This window comes from Niastella soli, from assembly GCF_017742245.1.
GTDB lineage: Bacteria > Bacteroidota > Bacteroidia > Chitinophagales > Chitinophagaceae > Niastella > Niastella soli.
The window spans coordinates 14,445-33,213 of sequence record NZ_JAGHKO010000017.1 but is presented as its reverse complement, the minus strand read 5'-3'; the positions used below and the strand labels follow the sequence as shown (position 1 = coordinate 33,213).

At 44.9% G+C, this 18,769-nt stretch carries 14 protein-coding genes; 10 read left to right on the top strand and 4 right to left on the bottom strand.

The window, feature by feature from the left end; genetic code table 11:
- Positions 1 to 94: 94 nt before the first annotated feature.
- From J7I42_RS30960 to J7I42_RS30950, 3 genes are all read left to right on the top strand, one after another.
- Positions 95 to 1,630: an alpha-N-arabinofuranosidase gene (locus J7I42_RS30960; RefSeq protein WP_209143622.1), complete on the top strand. Its 1,536-nt coding sequence runs from the start codon at positions 95 to 97 to the stop codon at positions 1,628 to 1,630.
- A gap of 76 nt (positions 1,631 to 1,706) precedes the next feature.
- Positions 1,707 to 2,849 (top strand): aldose epimerase family protein, encoded by a 1,143-nt coding sequence (locus J7I42_RS30955; protein WP_209143620.1) that lies wholly within the window; start codon positions 1,707 to 1,709, stop codon positions 2,847 to 2,849.
- A gap of 385 nt (positions 2,850 to 3,234) precedes the next feature.
- The gene (locus J7I42_RS30950; protein WP_209143618.1) at positions 3,235 to 4,668 is read left to right on the top strand and encodes a hypothetical protein; all 1,434 of its coding nucleotides are present in this window, start codon (positions 3,235 to 3,237) and stop codon (positions 4,666 to 4,668) included.
- A 183-nt stretch (positions 4,669 to 4,851) separates the two neighbouring features.
- Here J7I42_RS30950 and J7I42_RS30945 read toward each other — a convergent pair whose 3' ends face one another.
- The 3 genes from J7I42_RS30945 to J7I42_RS30935 form a co-directional block, all read right to left on the bottom strand.
- On the bottom strand, positions 4,852 to 7,032 hold the full coding sequence (locus J7I42_RS30945) for an amylo-alpha-1,6-glucosidase (protein ID WP_209143616.1): 2,181 nt from the start codon (positions 7,030 to 7,032) through the stop codon (positions 4,852 to 4,854).
- Positions 7,033 to 7,059: 27 nt separating this feature from the next.
- On the bottom strand, positions 7,060 to 8,127 hold the full coding sequence (locus J7I42_RS30940) for a glycosyltransferase family 4 protein (protein ID WP_209143614.1): 1,068 nt from the start codon (positions 8,125 to 8,127) through the stop codon (positions 7,060 to 7,062).
- 221 nt (positions 8,128 to 8,348) lie between these two features.
- Positions 8,349 to 9,227, bottom strand: a complete 879-nt coding sequence (locus tag J7I42_RS30935; protein ID WP_209143612.1) for an AraC family transcriptional regulator — start codon at positions 9,225 to 9,227, stop codon at positions 8,349 to 8,351.
- Positions 9,228 to 9,318: 91 nt separating this feature from the next.
- Between J7I42_RS30935 and J7I42_RS30930 the strand changes: the two genes are divergently transcribed.
- The gene (locus tag J7I42_RS30930; RefSeq protein ID WP_209143610.1) at positions 9,319 to 9,870 is read left to right on the top strand and encodes an RNA polymerase sigma-70 factor; all 552 of its coding nucleotides are present in this window, start codon (positions 9,319 to 9,321) and stop codon (positions 9,868 to 9,870) included.
- An 81-nt stretch (positions 9,871 to 9,951) separates the two neighbouring features.
- Here J7I42_RS30930 and J7I42_RS30925 read toward each other — a convergent pair whose 3' ends face one another.
- On the bottom strand, positions 9,952 to 10,716 hold the full coding sequence (locus tag J7I42_RS30925; protein ID WP_209143608.1) for a DeoR/GlpR family DNA-binding transcription regulator: 765 nt from the start codon (positions 10,714 to 10,716) through the stop codon (positions 9,952 to 9,954).
- 535 nt (positions 10,717 to 11,251) lie between these two features.
- Here J7I42_RS30925 and J7I42_RS30920 point away from each other — a divergent pair.
- The 6 genes from J7I42_RS30920 (at position 11,252) to J7I42_RS30895 (ending at position 18,749) form a co-directional block, all read left to right on the top strand.
- Positions 11,252 to 12,826 carry a glycerol-3-phosphate dehydrogenase/oxidase gene (locus J7I42_RS30920; RefSeq protein WP_209143606.1) on the top strand — a complete coding sequence of 525 codons (1,575 nt, stop codon included), beginning with the start codon at positions 11,252 to 11,254 and terminating at the stop codon, positions 12,824 to 12,826.
- Positions 12,827 to 12,959: 133 nt separating this feature from the next.
- Positions 12,960 to 14,378, top strand: a complete 1,419-nt coding sequence (locus J7I42_RS30915; protein ID WP_209143604.1) for a calcineurin-like phosphoesterase C-terminal domain-containing protein — start codon at positions 12,960 to 12,962, stop codon at positions 14,376 to 14,378.
- A 260-nt stretch (positions 14,379 to 14,638) separates the two neighbouring features.
- A complete protein-coding gene (locus J7I42_RS30910; protein WP_209143602.1) occupies positions 14,639 to 15,322 on the top strand; it encodes a GDSL-type esterase/lipase family protein in 684 nt (227 codons plus the stop codon).
- Between the two features lie 164 nt (positions 15,323 to 15,486).
- Positions 15,487 to 16,971, top strand: a complete 1,485-nt coding sequence (gene glpK, locus J7I42_RS30905) for a glycerol kinase GlpK (protein WP_209143600.1) — start codon at positions 15,487 to 15,489, stop codon at positions 16,969 to 16,971.
- Positions 16,972 to 17,085: 114 nt separating this feature from the next.
- Positions 17,086 to 17,814 (top strand): MIP/aquaporin family protein, encoded by a 729-nt coding sequence (locus J7I42_RS30900; RefSeq protein ID WP_209143598.1) that lies wholly within the window; start codon positions 17,086 to 17,088, stop codon positions 17,812 to 17,814.
- Positions 17,815 to 17,840: 26 nt separating this feature from the next.
- Complete coding sequence (locus J7I42_RS30895; RefSeq protein ID WP_209143596.1) at positions 17,841 to 18,749, top strand: glycerophosphodiester phosphodiesterase family protein; 909 nt, start codon at positions 17,841 to 17,843, stop codon at positions 18,747 to 18,749.
- The last annotated feature ends 20 nt before the right edge of the window (positions 18,750 to 18,769 follow it).

Genomic DNA, 18,769 nt, shown 5'->3' with positions numbered 1-18,769 from the left:
CTAAATAAAAACGATCGCTATGCTGTCTGTCATCCTCCTTTCTATACACTACCAATACTTAACATTCATTAATTATTCAAATTAAAGCTCTTACATGAAACGTTTGCTTTTTGCCTGTTCAACACTGATCACTTTTAATTCGTTTGCTCAGAACAACCTGGTTTTAAATGTAGATGCTGCTAAAACTACCATTAGCCGGCAGATCTATGGTCATTTTGCCGAGCACCTGGGCCATTGTGTATATGGTGGTTTTTATGTGGGAGAAGGGAATACCAAAATACCCAACACAAATGGGGTACGCAATGATGTTATAGCGGCACTGAAAAAATTAAAGATCGCTAACCTGCGCTGGCCGGGTGGTTGTTTTGCCGATACCTATCACTGGAAAGATGGTATTGGTCCCAAGAACAAAAGGCCAACGATGGTAAATGCCTGGTGGGGCGGCGTAACCGAAGACAACAGCTTTGGCACCCATGATTTTTTGAATATGTGCGAACTGATCGGCACAGAACCTTATCTCGCGGGTAATGTGGGTAGTGGCACTGTGCAGGACCTTACCGATTGGGTACAGTATGTAAACTTCAACGGTAAAAGTCCAATGAGTAATCTGCGTCAGCAAAATGGCCGCGAAAAACCCTGGCATGTAACGTACTGGGGAGTAGGCAATGAAGCCTGGGGCTGTGGAGGTAATATGACGCCTGAACACTATGCCGACATATACCGGCAGTATGCCACCTTCATGACTGGTTGGTCGAATGAAACCAAAATATTCCGCATAGCCTCCGGCGCCAGTTCAGATGATTATAACTGGACCGAGGTGCTGATGAAAAATATCCCGATCAATATGCTGGGTGGCGTGGCCTTGCATCATTATTCAGTGATAAACTGGAGTAAAAAAGGCCCGGCAGTTGATTTTAGCGAGGAACAATATTTCCAGATCATGAAACAGGCCCTCCTCATGGATTCACTGGTGATCAGACATTCCGCCATTATGGATAAATACGATCCGCAAAAACGGGTAGCCCTGGTGGTGGACGAATGGGGTGGCTGGTACGATGTGGAAGCGGGTACTAACCCCGGTTTTCTGTATCAGCAAAACACTATGCGCGATGCCATGATCGCCGGCGCCACCCTGAATATTTTCCATAACCATTGCGACCGCGTTAGGATGGCCAATCTGGCCCAAACCATCAATGTGTTGCAGGCCGTTATCCTGACCAATGAAGAAAAAATGATCCTGACGCCTACCTATCACGTAATGGAAATGTATAATGTGCACCAGGATGCCAAAATGGTCCCGTTAACTGTTACCTGTAACGATTATGCTTTTGGAAATGAAAAGCTGCCGGCGATTTCCGCTTCTGCTTCCAAAGACTCCACGGGCGCTATGCATATCTCCCTGGTGAATATCGATTCAAAAGCCACGCAGGATGTAAACATTACGTTGGAAGGCGGGAATTATAAGACCGTTGGCGGCCGTATCCTTGCTTCCGGCAAATTACAGGACCATAATACTTTTGCAGCGCCCGATAAAATTAAACCGGTGCTCTTCCAGGGAGCAACTCTGAAAGGCAAAACATTGAGTGTTAAAATGCCGCCATTCTCTGTAGTAGTGCTCGAGCTAAAATAGTATGTTTGGAGAATATCCAGATATTTGACAAATTTTTAAAGTAACCTATTTTCTAAAACTCAATAAGGGATACCATATGAACAAATTGATTTGCCAGGTAGCATTGCTGGCGCTGCTTACCGGCGCAGCATCCTGCGGGGGCGAAAACAAACAACCTTCAACAGAAAATTCTCAAGACATGATCAAAGCAGGCGTTACAACAAAGGAGTGGGGTGAAACAGATGGAAAAAAAGTGCAGTTGTTCACCCTTACCAATAAAAACGGTGTAACTGTAAGTATTACCAACTATGGAGGTATCGTAACATCCTGGGTTACACCCGAAAAAAGCGGAAACAAATCAAGTATAGTAGTTGGCATGGAAAGTTTGGCCGATTATCTGAAAAAGCCGCCTTATTTTGGTGCTCTTATTGGCCGTTATGGTAACCGGATTGGTGATGCCAAATTCAAACTCGATGGCAAAACCTATACACTGGCTGCCAACAACGGCAAAAATAACCTGCATGGTGGTAACAAAGGGTTCGATAAAGTAGTATGGGATGCTACACCCGCAGCCGATAGCACACCTGCGCTTACTTTAACTTATTTAAGCAAAGACGGCGAAGAAGGTTTCCCCGGCAACCTGAAAGTAACGGTGGTGTATACCTTAACTGATGATGATGCGCTCAATATCGACTACACCGCTGAAACCGATAAAGCCACACCGGTTAACCTGACTAACCACAGTTATTTCAACCTCACTGGCAGCACAGAGAATACTATTTTAAACCATAGCCTGCAGATCAATGGTGATCACTATACACCGGTTGATACCACGTTGATCCCCACTGGTGAGATCAAAGCGGTAAAAGGAACGCCGTTCGACTTTACCAAAGCCGAAACAATTGGCGCCCGTATCGATTCAGTACCCGGCGGTTACGATCATAATTTTGTGTTGAACCGCACCGACAGCACCCTGCAACTGGCAGCTACTTTGTCTGACACAACCAGCGGTCGCAAACTGGAAGTATTCACTACCGAGCCTGGCATCCAGTTTTACAGTGGTAACTTCCTCGATGGTACCTTTACAAGTGGTGGCAAACCCGTAAAGTTGCGTTCAGCGCTTTGTTTGGAAACTCAGCATTTCCCTGATTCTCCCAACAAACCAAAGTTCCCTACTACTATTTTACAACCCGGACAGAAATACCACACCGTAACTAAATACAAAGTTTCGTTACAGTAATTGGCTTTATAATTTAAGACCTGTAAGAGCTTGTCCGCCTTTGGCGGATGCATCACTTGAACTCGCTTTAATAGTGAGTTGTCTTGCACATGACAGGTCTTTACTTTTTAACTGGACGAATCAAAGACCTGACCGTGTTAACCATCTGGTTGTTCAAGACCTGATGGCGGACCTGACAGGTCTTTCTTTTTCTACCTACTGCCGTCTATTGTTTGCCTCGCCCGCCGAAGCTTTAGCGTAGGAGGGCCGTTTGCCATCTGCCGTTTGCCGTCCTTTACCTGGCGCAAGCGTACGCTTGTGCCTCCTATTAATTAATTAAGCGCATCTTGCAGGTCTTTTTTATACCAAACTGGTGGTGCGCAGGCCTTTTCCCGTATAGGTAATCATGAAGCATACACCTGCATTTAAAATTGGTTTGTTTGGGATTGGACTGGATACTTATTGGCCCCAATTTGATGGATTAAAAGAACGACTGGAAGGCTATTTGCAGGAAGTGCATACGCGCATTGCTGCCCTGCATCCTGAGATCGTAAACGCCGGCCTCATTGATACCGCTGATAAAGCCTTTGAAGCAGGATACCGCTTTAGGACCGAAGGCGTAAACATTATATTCCTGTATGTAACTACCTATGCATTGTCATCGACGGTATTGCCTTTGGTGCAGCAAGCCAAAGTTCCGGTGATCGTCCTGAACCTCTCGCCCGAAGCCGCAATTGATTACGCCGCATTCAATAAAATGAACGACCGCACCCGCATGACGGGGGAGTGGCTGGCTTATTGCTCGGCCTGCCCGGTTCCCGAAATAGCCAATGTATTCCTGCGCACCGGCATACAGTTTTATCAGGTAACAGGTATGCTGCGCAATGACCCAGTATGCTGGAAAGAAATAGGGGAATGGGTAGAAGCGGCTAAAGTGGCACACACCATGTCGTTTAACCGGTTGGGTTGTATGGGCCATTATTACAGCGGTATGCTGGATATTTATGCTGACCTTACCCAGCAATACCGCTTCTTTGGCGGGCATATTGAATTGATAGAAGTAGATGAACTGGCAGCTTTACGCCGTTCAGTAACGGATAAAGAAATTGAAGCCCGTGTCCGGTTGTTTTACGACACTTTTGATGTACAGAACGATTGTGAGGTAGATGAATTAAAACGCGCTGCACGTACTTCCGTTGCGTTGGACCAGTTAACGGCCCAATACCAGTTAGGGTCCCTGGCCTATTATTACAAAGGCACCGGTAATGCAGATAACGAGGATACCATCAGCTCCATCATTCTGGGTAACTCTTTATTGACTGCCCGCGGTATTCCCGTGGCTGGTGAGTATGAGATCAAGAATGCACAGGCCATGAAGATCATGGACAGTTTTGGCGCGGGTGGCTCATTTACCGAATACTATGCCATGGATTTTAATGAAGATATTGTATTGATGGGGCACGATGGACCAGGTCACATTGCCATTGCAGAAGGGAAAACCAAAGTACGCCCGCTGTATGTATATCATGGTAAAGTAGGTCGCGGTCTGTCGGTGGAAATGTCAGTAAAGAACGGTCCGGTTACCCTGCTTTCGGTTATACAACAGGGAAATGGAAAACTCGCGCTGTTGGCCGCAGAAGCAGCATCTGTTGCCGGTCCCATTTTGGAAATAGGCAATACCAACAGCCGGTATAAATTCTCCATTGGCGCCCGCCGTTTTGTAAATGACTGGAACAGTCATGGCCCTGTACATCATTGTGCGGTAGGAGTGGGGCATGTAGTTGCTAAGATCAGGAAATTGGGTTTGTTGTTGGGGATGGAAGTTGTTCAGGTGTGTTAAAGATGCAGACCTGTAAGGTCCATCATAGGGTCTTGCTCTATCAGTCTGGTGTTTTGGACCCCGCATGGCGGGGCAGGCTCTTGACAGGTCTGCATCGTCTCACTTTAAACAAGACCTGTCAGGTGCGCATAAACTCACTATCAATGCAAGCTCAAATGGCGCACCTTACAGATTCTGTGTTAACTATTTTATTGTAACGATCTCCCAACCCTCCGGTTTCTTGATCACATGAATGCCCAGATCATGTTCGTTCTTGATCATTTCCAGCTCAAAAAGTTCATCGCCGAAACGTAAGTTGGAGATCCTGATCTGTTTTATGTAATCGGGAAGCATGGGTTTGTATAACGTCAGCTTTTTTTCATGGCCATCGAACGAAATGCGTAAACAGGCCTGTAACAACAGAAATACTGCTGCTACCGACCAGGCTTGTGGTGAACAGGCTACCGGATAAGCTGTAGGCGCCTCACCCCGTCTGAATGGGAAGCCACAAAATAATTCGGGTAACCGTTGCAGCTCTATGAACAGGGAGGCGTCAAACAAACCCTGCATCAGCCGCATGGCAGGTTCCATCATATTATAGCGGGCAAGCCCATATGCTGCAATGGCCGTGTCGTGTGGCCATACCGACCCATTGTGGTACGACATAGGGTTGTATCTCGCCGCCTTTGACGATAAGGTGCGGGTGCCCCAGCCATTGAACATATCATCACTCATTAGCAGTTTGGCTGCCTGAGCGGCCCTTTCAGGCGTTGCTATTCCAGAATATAGAAGATGGCCCACATTAGACGCTACTACCCGGCAGGGCTTTTTATCGCCATCAAGCGCCAGAATATAGGTGCCTAATTTTTCATCCCAAAACACTTCGTTGAAATGTTGTTTCAGGTCATCAGCCTCTATTGTCAATTGTTCGGCCATTTCATTATAGCCTAACCGTTGCGCCATATAAGCGGCCTGTATTTTTGCATCATACACATAACCCTGCACTTCACATAAGGCAATAGGAAAACTGGCCAGATCGCCATTCTCGTGAGAAATAGAATCGTGCGAGTCTTTCCAACCCTGGTTGGCCAATCCGCTTTCCGCTTTTCGCTGGTATTCAACGAAGCCATCGCCGTCCATATCGCCATATACTTTTATCCAGGTAAGTGCCTGTAAGATATTATCCCAGATGGTGCGAATGGTGGCGAGGTCATCGGTCCTTTTTAAATACTGGCCTGCCAGCACAACGAATAAAGGCGTGGTGTCTATGCTGCCATAGTATAATTTAAAAGGAATTTCACCGGTCTCGGCCATTTCACCCGATCGTATTTCGTGTAAGATCTTGCCCGGTTCTGCATCCTGTAATGGCAGCACTTTGGTTGCCTGCCGGGCCGCCTGGTATAATAAAACACCTTTAGCAATATTGGGCGATACCCACAGGGTTTCCAATGCCGTAAAGGTACCATCCCGGCCGAATACGGTGTTGTACCAGGGCACTCCTGCATAAGGATAACTACCAAAAGGTGTTTGCACCAGTAATGACAGCAAATCGTTTTTTGACCGGTTGATCCAGTTATTAAATTGTTCATTGTCCGTAAAGACCTCTGCAATCAATTCCTTGCTTTTTTCCATGCCCGTTCTGATCTTATCGTAGGCAATGAAATACGGCTCAAATTGTACAGGATTGGCATACACGGAAAATACCGAGGTGCAGTTGATGCTATACATCCCCAGTGGCTCCAATTTGATCTTGTAAGTGATCTTATTGTCTTTTATATCCGCCGGTTCGGGATCAAAATGCAGGTTGGTTTGCCGTTCAATTTGGTCGAGCCCGGTATAAGAAACCACTATATGGTTGTTGGCAGATGTAAAAGGAGGTTTCAGCATACCCCGTTTATTTCTTTCCATACCCCGCACTTCGAATATGTCCCTGAAATCACTGTCGAATGTGATCTCCAGGTCCATCTCATGGGAGTCTGATCCATAATTGTACAGGATGATCAACTCATGACAGGCGCCATCCTGTAAAAATTTACTGCGTGAAATGTGTAATGTCCCTTTGGGTATAACTACATTATGGCCATCACTGATATCGGGGTTGGTGAGGTCAACCGACAGCATTTCGTTCTCGTTCTTTATGTTGGAACTAAGCAGCATGGGCCGGTAATGGTTTATTTCCAGTTCCATATCACTTATGAACCGCGTGCCCTGATGATAAATGCCCTGCACACAAGTGCCAAATTGTTTTATATCGCCCCAACGATCGAAGATCCCAAAAGTATCGCCATAATTTAAAGTGAGTACACGATCATCAGCATACGAAGATGATGCGAGTATGTAATACTTGTCGTCATGTAGTTTTACCAGGGTGTCGTGCTTTTTCATAAATAATAATTTATGAATGGTTAGAACTTATTTTCTATACGCTTGTGTTAAGTAGTAACTTCTTTCAGATTGTTTATGCAATGCTTTTTCGTACAGCCGTACATAATTCTGGGCCATCACTAAATCGCTGAATCTTCTTTCAAAAGTCTCGCGGCAGGTGTCCCGGCTTATTAAATGAATATTTTTTAATGCTTCTACTGCTTTGTCCAGGCTGTTTACAATAAATCCTGTTTTGCCATGTTCAATGATCTCAGGTACTGAACCATGGTTATAAGCGATCACAGGGGTACCACAGGCCATGGCTTCTATTAACACCATACCAAACGGTTCGGGCCAGTCAATAGGGAATAACAGGGCTTTGGCATTTGCCAGCAGCGGACCTTTTTCCTGTTCGCCAATCTCTTGCAGGTATTCTACATGCGGTTGATCGAGCAAATGTCTGATCTCTTTTTCAAAATATTTTTCATCTGCTTTGTCAACTTTGGCGGCCACCTTTATTTTCATATTTGCCCGGCGCGCAATTTCAATGGCCCGGTCGGCCCTTTTTTCCGGAGAGAACCTGCCCAAAAATGCAACATAATCTCCTTCACCTTTTCCATATTTATATAGGTCAGCTGGTAAACCATGATATACGGTAGATACCCAGTTGGCCATTGGTATTGGTCGGCGCTGTGAATTGGAGATAGATACCACTGGCATATCATAGAATTTTTCGTATAACGGTTTTAGCTCAGGAATATCTAATCGGCCGTGCAGGGTGGTCAATGTTTTTTTATGGCTGCGCCGTGTTACAGGAAAATGTAAATAATCAGTGTGAAAATGCAGCAGATCAAATTCATGCGACCGGTCCATTACTTCCTGCAATTGCAGAATATTGCCGGCCATAAGATCTACACAATTACTCAATCGTAATGCAGTGGGAGTAACAGATACCAGTTTAGCCCTGGTTATTGAATCGCCGGATGCAAACAATGTTACATCATGTCCCAATTTCACCAATGCATCTGTAAGATAAGCTACTACCCTTTCAGTACCGCCATATAATCTGGGTGGTACCGATTCAATGAGTGGTGCTATTTGTGCAATTCTCAACATAGCCAATATTTTCTGTTAAATGAATAGATATAAAAATTAAAGTTACTGGTTGAGTAAAAGGGTGTTGAGGTCAATGGGGAAAATATGCGTCAGGTGGTTTTCGAAGTATAAAATCATGCATAGTTACGCTCCTTATTTAATCTCTATCTCTTTCTAAATGAAAGTACAAATGTGATTTATGTTAATAAGGGATACGCAATTAGAGTGCCAGGGGATAAAGATTACTTTGTATGCTTGTTTCTAAATTGAATTGGTGTTATACCAACTTTTTCCTTGAACAACTTAGAAAAATAAAAGTTCGATTCGAAGTTGAGTTCGAACGCAATCTCTTTTACTGATTTTGTGGTATGTGTTAATAGCTCTTTTGCTTTGTGGAGCTTTAATTGTATTTGGAATTGTCCCGGCGCAAGACCGGTATATTCTTTAAATATTTTTCTGAACCGGGAATAACTGATCTGTAATTCGTGCGCCACATCAACCGGTGAAATATTTTGCTCGATATTCGATCGAAAGAGTAACCGGGCTTTGTCAACAATGGCTTCTACATTTTGTCCGCTGAACTTTTCCTGTTGCGAAAGAGAATAGATAGTTCCCAATAAATGTAATACCGTGCCGGCAATGTGTGGCTGGTAGCCTGCTTTTTCTTCTTTGGTTTTATCAACGATCTCCTGAAAAAGGTGCAGCAGCGTTTCCTGGTAACCAACAGGTATAACCGGACTGGCTGGCGTAAAGAATTTTTTGGTTAAGAGATTTTTGGCGATGGGTCCGGTGAAGCCTACCCAATATTCATCCCAGCCAGTTTTTTTATCTGGCTTATACCGGTGTCTTTCTTCCGGGAATAAGAATAGGATGGAACCGGCTGTAATGATTTGTTTACCGCCGCTTTTCGATTCAAAGATACCGCCACCCCTGGTGATATAAATAACCTGGAACTCCTGCAATACCCTCCCTTTCTCCCAATTGAAATAATGATGCGCCGGGTGCGAGTCGTAGGGATAGGAAGAACCGGCCACAATGTGCGTGCAACCGGTGTTCAATACGTTCAATCCCCAGCTTTCATCTGTGGAGCTTACGGGCAGGTATTTGTAATAATTGACCATTTATAAATATCAAAAAATACAACGCAAATATCAAATTGGGCAACTGCGCTGCACAATAATAACAATAATTTTAATGGTACAACTATTTGCTATGGACAGAAACACAACAGATAGTCATTTATTGGAATTGTGGCGGAGTGGCAATGATAAAGCCTATCGGGCATTGTTCGATCGTTATTTTTGTAAATTGTATAATTATACAGGGAAACTGATCCCGGACAAAAGGGTTTCTGAAGAGATAGTGATGGACGTTATGCTGGCCATTTGGCAAAAGCGCGATCAGTTGAAAAGCGATCTGTCATTATCTGCCTATTTATATAAATCGGTTAGAAACCGTCTTATAGATCATTTGCGTAAGCAACAGGTGCCCACCGTGTCATTGGAGTTATCGACAGTAGAACCGTCCTCTTCTTTTATAACCGATAGCCGCATATTGCATAAGGAACTGGAAACTTTATACCGCATGTCGCTGAATCGGTTACCGCCCCAAAAGAAACGCATCTTTGCCATGAGCCGCGAAGAGGGCAGTTCGTATAAAGAAATTGCTGATAGATTGCAGCTGTCGAAAAATACCGTGGAGAATCATATGGTTGCCGCGTTAAGGCTACTTAAGCGGAATATGCAGGTTGTAGGGAGTTATTAAGTTATTGAGTTATTAGGTTTGGTTTTTTTCTTCGAACTCAATAGCCTACGAACTAACACATAATAAGCAAAAAGCTGAAATTTAAACAATTGTTACTTCAATACCGCGGCTTTCGAGCTGATTGACCATATGCTCTGATATTCCCTTATCAGTAATTATTCTATCCACTTCTTCTAAACCGCAAATGCGGCCAAAGCCCCGTTTACCAAATTTGGTAGAATCAGACAGTACGATCACCTTTTGTGATACATCGATCATCTGGCGGTTCAGGTGAGCCTCCATAACACTCGTTGTGGTGAGACCGAATTCCAGGTCAATACCATCAACCCCGAGGAATAATTTACTACAGAAAAAATCGGTGAGTATTTTTTGCGCATAAGGTCCGGTTACAGAAGAAGAGCTTTTGCGGATGATACCGCCCAACTGCATGATCTCTACATCGGCGTGTTTGTTAAGTTCAGTTGCTACCGGTAAGGAGGCGGTAATAACGGTTACATTCATTTTTGGGGGCATGTTCTTGGCAAGCGCCAGCACAGTAGTACCGGACGCAATGATAATAGAATCATTATCGGTAATAAGTTGAGCCGCAGTAGCCCCGATCCGCATTTTCTCGCCCGATTGCAGTTTTTCCTTTTCATTAACGGGACGATCAATGGTATATGGGTTATTAATGGTGGCCCCGCCATGTGTGCGGAACAGCAGACTTTTATCCTCCAGCAGTTTCAGGTCCTTTCGAATAGTGACCGAAGAAACATCCAGTTCCTTACATAGTTCAAGCACGTTAACAAAGCTTTCCTTGCTCAGTTTGCTAAGGATGAATTGATGGCGTTCAGTTTGTGAGATCATAATTAGTACCTCAAATTAAATGAAAATTCTCAGACGACTGCAAACCAATTGTTTGATTATCCTTACGGCAGGCAAACAGGGATAAACTCCCTGCTTAATGCCTCCCAGGTCCTTGTGAAGTACTGAGAATATCCTATATCGGTCCTAGCAAGCTCCTTTACTTATACCACCAAACCCGCACTGTATATGGGGGTTCAGTGCGGGTTTGGTGCGGGTTCAGTGCGGGTTTATAGGGGAATTTAGCTATCTAACCTAAGTATGACCAGTGTTGGATAGTGAAACAGGTAGTTTTAAACCGGTATTTGCAGGGAGTAGGCCTTAAAGTTACAGGCGCTCTAGTACCATAATACGTTACAAAGCGTCCTTAAATAAGCTCACTGGTTGATTTTCATTACGATCAAAACAGGAAGGGGGAAAGTAAACAGGCAAAAAATGCTTTCCAAAAGTTTCGATATGTTTTATTCGTGGTTTCAAATTGTTTCACTAATATTGTCTCATAATCTAATTGAAATAAAACGAAAGTCTTCGATATAGAATGGAAGCTGAAACCAAACAAAACCGCAATACCCTGGTAAACAGGCTGACAACGCAGAAAGAATGGGACCTGATCATAATTGGGGGTGGGGCAACCGGCTTAGGCATTGCTTTAGAAGCAGTTAGCAGAGGATACAGTGCCTTGCTCGTAGAGCAGGCCGATTTTGCCAAAGGCACCTCCAGTCGCAGTACCAAACTGGTGCATGGGGGCGTACGTTACCTGGCACAAGGTGATATTCAATTGGTTAGAGAAGCCAGTATTGAACGTGGGCTGTTGTGGCGTAATGCGCCGCATCTGGTAAAAAACCAAACTTTCATCATTCCTATCTATACCTGGTGGGACCGGCTGAAATATACCATCGGGCTTAAACTATACGATTGGATTGCGGGCCGTTTAAGTCTGGGCGCTTCCGTTTTTATTCCCCGTAAAAAAGCCTTAAACAAATTGCCAAACATAAATGCCAAGGGGTTAGTGGGCGGCGTAGTGTACCACGACGGCCAGTTCGATGATTCCCGCCTGGCTATAAACCTGGTACAAACGATCATTGAAAAAGGGGGCGTGGCACTGAACTACATAAAGGTGACCGGGCTTATTAAAGATAATAGCCAGCATATTTCCGGGGTGACCGTAACAGATATAGAAACCAATAAAACCTATACCTGTAAAGCTAAAGCAGTGGTAAATGCCACTGGTGTGTTTGTTGATGAAGTGTTGCAAATGGATAACCCCACAGGTGCAAAAAGTATTACGGCCAGTCAGGGCGTACACCTGGTGCTCGATAAAAGATTTTATCCGGCAGATGATGCCCTGATGATCCCCGCTACCAGTGATGGACGGGTACTGTTTGCCGTGCCCTGGCATGGAAAGGTAGTTGTAGGCACCACAGATACGCCGGTGAAGGAGGCTTCGCTGGAGCCGCAGGCGCTGGAAAAAGAAATTGCCTTTATTCTGGAAAATGCAGCCAGTTACTTTGTAGAACAACCCAAACGTAGCGACGTTTTAAGTGTATTTGCCGGGTTACGTCCGCTGGCAGCGCCACAAGACGGCGAACAAAAAACAAAAGAGATCTCACGCAGTCATAAGATCATGGTAACGCCATCACAACTGTTTACCATTTTAGGCGGTAAATGGACCACCTTCCGCAAAATGGGCGAAGATATGGTTGACCGGGTGGAGAAGGAATTGCAATGGCCGCACAAAAAAACGGCTACGCGTAATTTGAGCATACATGGTGCAGTGGCCAATGTTTCTATGAGCGATCCTTTCTATTTCTATGGCAGTGACAAAGAAAATGTAAAAGCATTGATGAACGGACATACCAATCAATGGCTAAGTAATAGTTTACAAATACACGAAGCGCAGGTGATATGGGCCGTGCGGCACGAAATGGCCCGCAACGTTGAAGATGTATTGTCTCGCCGGACCAGGGCTTTATTGCTCGATGCACGCGAAAGTATGCGCATGGCGGAATCCGTGGCTACGATCATGGCGAAGGAACTTAATAAGGATGATAGTTGGATACGTGAGCAAGTAGCTTCCTACACAAAACTTGCACAGAGGTACGTATTGGGTTAAAGTTACTGAGTTCTTTAGTTTGTTAGTTTTTTAGTTCAAAAACTGATAACCTACAAACTAATAAACTAACAAACTAACAACCTCATTGCCGGTTCGTAGACCAAAGCAGCACTTAAAAGTATAATCTGTATAAATGAAACGTAGAAGATTTCTCTCTTCCCTTGGTTGGCTGACTGCAGGATGGGTATTGACGCCTTTTTCACCAGCAAAAGCATTTATTGGTGCTGATAAGAAAGTAAAAGGAGCTGTTCTGGCGAAAGGCAAAGGATTAAAAAATGTAATTGTAAGCGATGGTTATTCCGTTGTAGCTACCGATGGTTCCGGAAAATATGAAATGGAACTGCATCCCAATGCCGTGGCCATTTTTGTTTCTACCCCGGCCGGCTATGCATTCAATCATGAAAAGGGGTTATCGCGCCATTACAAAATGGTGCAGGACATCAACCCGCGCAAAGCCATCAACTTTGAGCTGGAAGCGCTCACCACCGACGATACCACTCACCAGTTTATTATCTGGGCCGATCCGCAAGTGAAGAATGAAAAGGACGTGGAACGCATGATGGCGGAATCTGTGCCTGATGTACAGAAATTCATAAAAGGCGCCAATGGCGCATTGATACATGGAATAACTGTGGGCGATATGGTTTGGGATAACCATGATCTGTTCCCAAGCTATAATGCTGCCGTTGAAAAAATGGGCATTCCCTTCTTTCAATGCATCGGCAATCACGACATGGATTATAACAAAGGCGGCGATGAGATGTCGGACGATACCTTTCAACAACATTATGGGCCAACCTGGTATTCCTTCAACAGGGGTAAAGCGCATTATGTGGTAATGGACGATGTTCGTTACCTGGGGAAAGACCGGGAATACGATGGCTATATCTCAGAAGAACAATTAACCTGGTTACAGAAAGATCTCTCCTTTGTGCCGAATGATCGCCTCGTGATAGTATGTGTACATATCCCCGTTCATAACGAAGTAAAGAATAATGAGGCGCTGTATGCAGTGCTGAAAGGCCGCAATGTGCATATCATGTCGGGCCATACGCACTACCACCGCAACGTGATACAGAACGATATTTTTGAACACAACCATGGCACCGTTTGCGGCGCCTGGTGGACGGGCCCCATCTGTGGCGATGGCACGCCTTCCGGTTATGGCGTATACTCGGTAAAAGGCACTGAGTTGAGCTGGTATTATCAGTCAACCGGCAAAGAAGCCGATCACCAGGTGAGTATGCATGTGCAGGACCAGGATGCCACCAGCAAAAATCTGCAGGTGAATGTATGGAATTACGATCCGGCCTGGACGGTGGAATGCTGGGTAGATGGCGCCAAACACCATGACTTTAAACAACAGAAAGGTTTTGATGCCCTGGCTGTGGCCTTATATGAGGGACCCCAACTGCCCAAACCACGTGGGTTTGCAGAACCAAAGAAAACAGACCATTTATTCAATGCGATGATCCCCGCCTCGGCTAAGCAGGTAAAGGTGATTGCTACGGATCGCTTTGGAAAGAAGTATGTTTCTGAATACAATGCATAGGTATTATAAGGATATATGAGGTAAGATGTAGGAGGTTGATCAGTTGATCAGGAAGGAATACAGGAGGTAAGAGGTAGGAAAACGTAGGACGCAAGAGATAAGAAATAATAGGAGAGACGAATAATCAGACCCTTCTTACTTCGTACATCATATTTCTTACTATACATTTTAATGGAAAGCTAATTTTAAAAAGGCCTGCCCATTGTTATAAATAATATGTTCTACATATATTTACGGCCTAACTTAAATAAAAAGCTCATATGAAAAGAACGATGCTCGGATTTGTGTCTTGCATAGTATTGATCTTATTGAATGTGAACGTGTTGGCGCAGCAGGCAACCATTGACAGCGCCATCCGCCCTGCGGCTTATAAATTACGGTATGGATTGTTTAAGAGCTATCCGAATTCCACGAAAGACATTATTTTTCTCGGCAACAGCATAACCCAGGGGGTTGATTGGGCGGAGTTGCTGCAGAACCCGAATTGCAAAAACCGCGGCATCTCCGGCGACATCACCTATGGCGTACTGGAAAGGCTGAGCGAAGTGACCGAAGGCAAACCGGCAAAAGTGTTTGTGTTGATCGGAATTAACGATATTGAGCATAATATCCCAGATACGCTGATCGTAAACAACTATCGCCGTATCATCAGGCAGATAAAAGCGGAATCGCCCAAAACAAAGATCTATTTTCATACGCTGTTACCCGTTAATAACGAATTCACGCAATTTAAAAAGCATTATAACAAAGACGAGCATATCGCCTTTGTAAATACAGAACTGAAGAAGATCGCGGAAGAAGAAAAGATCACGTTGATCGATCTGCATCCGCACTTCCTTGATGCCACCAACAAACTGGATAAACGGTATACCCAGGATGGGTTGCATCTCAATGCCGACGGATACCAGGTGTGGGCGGGGATCTTGAAACAATATTTGTTGTGAGTTGTGAGTTGTGAGTTGTGAGTGGACTCGCGAAGATAGAAAAGTCTGAGTAATCGCGATCCGTTTGCCGTCTGCCGTCTGCCGTTTGCCGATTGCCGATTCACGAATGCATCTGTTTTCACTTAAAGACCTTATTTTATAACTAACGATTATATTAAGAAACTATGCCACAATACATCCTATCATTCGATCAGGGAACAACCAGTTCACGGGCCATCATATTCGATCAGGCCGGTTCCATCATATCAATAGCGCAGAAAGAATTTACCCAGTTGTATCCGCAACCGGGTTGGGTAGAGCACGATGCCAATGAGATCTGGGGCACACAACTGGCTGTTGCGGTAGAAGCCGTAAGCAAAGCAGGGTTGAAAGCAACTGATATTGCTGCCATCGGTATTACCAACCAGCGCGAAACAACCGTTGTATGGGATAAAGAAACCGGCATACCCGTACACAATGCTATTGTATGGCAAGACAGGCGTACGGCCGATTTCTGCGATCAGTTGAAAGTAAAAGCCGGCAAATTGATCCAGGAAAAAACCGGATTGATCGTAGATGCTTATTTTTCTGCCACCAAGATCCGTTGGATATTAGATAATGTGGAAGGCGCCCGTAAAAAAGCGCAGGAAGGGAAACTGGCCTTTGGTACCATCGATACCTGGCTGGTTTGGAAGCTCACCCGTGGTCAGGTACATGCCACCGATATTTCCAATGCCTCACGCACCATGCTGTTCAATATTCATACCTGTAGCTGGGATGAAGAATTGTTGAAACTGATGGATGTGCCGGCAGCTATGTTACCAACTGTTCGCTCATCGAGCGAAGTGTATGGGCAAACAGATGCGCAGATCCTTGCCGCGCAAATTCCAATTGCCGGTATTGCCGGTGATCAGCAGGCTGCTTTATTCGGACAAATGTGTACAGAACCTGGTATGGTAAAAAATACTTACGGTACCGGCTGTTTTATGTTGATGAATATTGGCGATAAACCTATTTTATCAAAGAATAACCTCGTGACTACCATTGCCTGGAAAATTGATGGCAAAGTACAATATGCATTGGAAGGCAGCATCTTTATTGGCGGTGCTGTTGTACAATGGTTACGGGATGGATTGGGTATTATTAAGAACTCTTCTGAAATTGAAGAACTGGCCAAAAGTGTGCCTGATAACGGCGGCGTATACCTGGTCCCTGCATTTGCCGGTTTGGGGGCTCCTTATTGGGACCAGCACGCACGTGGCACTATGGTAGGGGTTACCCGGGGTACCACTTCGGCGCATTTGGCCCGTGCTGCCCTTGAAAGCATTGCCTTGCAAACCATGGATGTATTGACTGCCATGCAGGCCGATGCCGGCAAACCCATCAAAGAACTTCGGGTTGACGGTGGCGCAACTGCCAATGACCTGATGCTGCAAATACAGGCCAATGTATTACAGGCAACGGTTATAAGACCTCAGATCACTGAGACCACTGCTATTGGTGCCGCTTATCTCGCTGGTTTGGCAGTAGGCTTCTGGAAGAACATTGATGAAATAAAAAAGCAATGGAAGCTCAATAAAAGCTTCTCCCCCAATGGCACGGATGCTGCGCCTTTAACAAAAGGCTGGCAGAAAGCCATAAAGGCAGCGAAAGCCTGGGCGGAGGAATAGTTCTTTAGTTATTGAGTTCTTTAGTTTTTAGTTCCTGGGTTTTATATGGAACTGAAGAACTAATAAACTAACAAACTAATAAACTGATAACAAACTAACGATAAACTAAACCAAATGAGTCCATTTTCCGCCGAAGTGATCGGCACAATGTTTTTGATCTTGCTAGGGGCTGGTGTTGTAGCGAATGTAATTTTAAAAGGAACTAAGGGCAATAGTGGTGGCTGGATGGTGATCACCACCGGCTGGGCGCTGGCAGTATTTGTGGGTGTTGTAATTGCAGGGCCATATAGCGGCGCGCACCTGAACCCTGCCGTAACTATTGGACTGGCTATTGCCGGCAAATTTGAATGGGCCAACGTCCCTGCGTATATAGGCGCACAGTTACTCGGCGCCATGCTGGGTGCTTTCCTGGCATGGGTCATTTACCGTGATCATTTTGATGCCACTAATGACCCCGATACACAACTGGCGGTGTTCAGCACAGGGCCGGCTATCCGAAATACTACTTTCAATTTATTAAGTGAGATCATAGGCACCTTCGTATTGATCTTTGTGGTATTTTATTTTACCGATGCAGAGATCAAAGAACCCAAATCGCCCATCGGGTTGGGGTCGTTAGGAGCTTTACCTGTTGCCTTCCTGGTATGGGCTATTGGTTTATCACTGGGTGGAACAACTGGATATGCCATTAATCCTGCGCGTGACCTTGGTCCCCGTATTGTACATGCCTTACTGCCTATTAAAGGAAAAGGCAGCGGTAACTGGAAATATGCCTGGATACCGGTGATCGGTCCAATCGTTGGGGCTGTAATAGCGGCCATTTTATACATGACATTGAAGTAATAGACTTGAAGTAATCAAAAAAACATATGAAACGAATTTTGGGTGTAACTGTAGTAGCAGGTTGTTTGGCAGCCTGCACGGCCTCTAAGCAATTGACTATACCTGCCAACTATCCTGTCTTTTATAAAGAAGGTCATCGTGGTACCCGTGGTTTGATGCCCGAAAATACCATTCCGGCTATGAAAAAGGGCGTTGAAGTGGGCGCCAATTGTATTGAAGTGGATGTATACCTTACGAAAGATGGCAAGGTGTTGATCTCCCATGATCCCTTTGTAAATGTGACGCATTCCCTGAATGCCGATGGCAGCGAAATAGCGAAGGACGAGGCTAAAAAATACATCTGGCATCAGATGAATTATGAAGACATTCGCAAATTCGATGTGGGTTCCAAACCATATCCCGCCTTTCCCCAGCAACAAAAAATGAAGGTTGGCCTGCCTTTAATGGGCGACCTTATAGATTCAGTGGAGGCGTATGTTACCGCCAACAACCTGCCCAAACCTATTTATAATATCGAGCTGAAGACCTCGCCCAAATATGACAGTCTGAAATACAATGCAGGTCCGGCCGAAGTAGTAGAAGCTGTGCTGAAAGATGTAAAAGCCAGGAATATCGGTAACCGGTTCTATATACAATCTTTTGATGTACGACCGCTGCAATATGTCCACAAACAGTACAAGGATATTGTAATAGGGTATTTAACTGCCGGAAAGAACATCGACAGCAACCTGAAGAGCCTGGGTTTCCTGCCTCATATTTATAGTCCTGAGTCAAGCCTGGCGAACAAGGCCATGGCCGACTATTGCCATAGCAAAAAAATGAAACTGGTTCCCTGGACCGTGAATGATAAAGAGAAAATGAAAAGCCTGATAGCGGATGGGGTGGATGGAATTATTACTGATTATCCTAACTTATTTGCGGAAATAGGTCGGTGAGTGGTGAGTGGTCAGTTGTG

Bases quoted from the DNA above. Each gene is read 5' to 3' on its own strand.
- J7I42_RS30930 (WP_209143610.1), top strand. From the start codon at position 9,319: ATGGACAGAAACACAACAGATAGTCATTTATTGGAATTGTGGCGGAGT.
- J7I42_RS30895 (WP_209143596.1), top strand. From the start codon at position 17,841: ATGAAACGAATTTTGGGTGTAACTGTAGTAGCAGGTTGTTTGGCAGCC.
- J7I42_RS30945 (WP_209143616.1), bottom strand. From the start codon at position 7,032: ATGAAAAAGCACGACACCCTGGTAAAACTACATGACGACAAGTATTAC.
- J7I42_RS30940 (WP_209143614.1), bottom strand. From the start codon at position 8,127: ATGTTGAGAATTGCACAAATAGCACCACTCATTGAATCGGTACCACCC.
- J7I42_RS30955 (WP_209143620.1), top strand. From the start codon at position 1,707: ATGAACAAATTGATTTGCCAGGTAGCATTGCTGGCGCTGCTTACCGGC.
- J7I42_RS30915 (WP_209143604.1), top strand. From the start codon at position 12,960: ATGAAACGTAGAAGATTTCTCTCTTCCCTTGGTTGGCTGACTGCAGGA.
- J7I42_RS30950 (WP_209143618.1), top strand. From the start codon at position 3,235: ATGAAGCATACACCTGCATTTAAAATTGGTTTGTTTGGGATTGGACTG.
- J7I42_RS30935 (WP_209143612.1), bottom strand. From the start codon at position 9,227: ATGGTCAATTATTACAAATACCTGCCCGTAAGCTCCACAGATGAAAGC.
- J7I42_RS30960 (WP_209143622.1), top strand. From the start codon at position 95: ATGAAACGTTTGCTTTTTGCCTGTTCAACACTGATCACTTTTAATTCG.
- J7I42_RS30910 (WP_209143602.1), top strand. From the start codon at position 14,639: ATGAAAAGAACGATGCTCGGATTTGTGTCTTGCATAGTATTGATCTTA.
- glpK (WP_209143600.1), top strand. From the start codon at position 15,487: ATGCCACAATACATCCTATCATTCGATCAGGGAACAACCAGTTCACGG.
- J7I42_RS30900 (WP_209143598.1), top strand. From the start codon at position 17,086: ATGAGTCCATTTTCCGCCGAAGTGATCGGCACAATGTTTTTGATCTTG.
- J7I42_RS30920 (WP_209143606.1), top strand. From the start codon at position 11,252: ATGGAAGCTGAAACCAAACAAAACCGCAATACCCTGGTAAACAGGCTG.
- J7I42_RS30925 (WP_209143608.1), bottom strand. From the start codon at position 10,716: ATGATCTCACAAACTGAACGCCATCAATTCATCCTTAGCAAACTGAGC.